Source organism: Oleiphilus sp. HI0061 (assembly GCF_001635675.1).
The window spans coordinates 1-568 of sequence record NZ_LWFE01000902.1 but is presented as its reverse complement, the minus strand read 5'-3'; the positions used below and the strand labels follow the sequence as shown (position 1 = coordinate 568).

Sequence of the window (568 nt, the reverse complement as noted above, 5' to 3'; positions counted from 1 at the left end):
CTAAATATGGAACCTTGTTTTCACGCGCAAACTTAACTGTCTGAATTTTACCTTCAACACCACGATTACCAAAACCACCGGGCACTAGAATTGCGTCCACTGACTCTAGAACGGCAGTACCTTCATCTATAATTCTCTCGGAATCAATATACTCAATATTAACCTTGGTGCGCGTACGAATTCCTGCATGCTTAAGCGCCTCGATTAGAGACTTATAAGCGTCAAGTAATTCCATGTACTTGCCTACCATGGCAATGGTTACTTCGTTTTCCGGACTGGATTCAGCTTCAACCACTGAATCCCACTCTGTTAGATCGGCCTCATCACACTCCAGACCAAATCGTTCTACGACAATTTGATCCAAACCATGTTCATTCAGCATACGTGGAATCAGGTAAATGCTGTTTGCATCCTGTAATGGGATAACGGCGCGCTCTTCTACGTTGGTAAACAAAGCAATCTTGCGGCGAGATGATGCATCAATCTCGTGATCAGAGCGACAAACCAGAATATCGGGCTGAATACCGATAGAGCGCATTTCTTTTACGGAATGCTGGGTCGGCTTGGT

At 44.7% G+C, this 568-nt stretch carries 1 pseudogene; it reads right to left on the bottom strand.

The window, feature by feature from the left end:
* A pseudogene (pyrG, locus tag A3735_RS10655) lies at window positions 1-568 on the bottom strand (CTP synthetase); the annotation flags it as partial.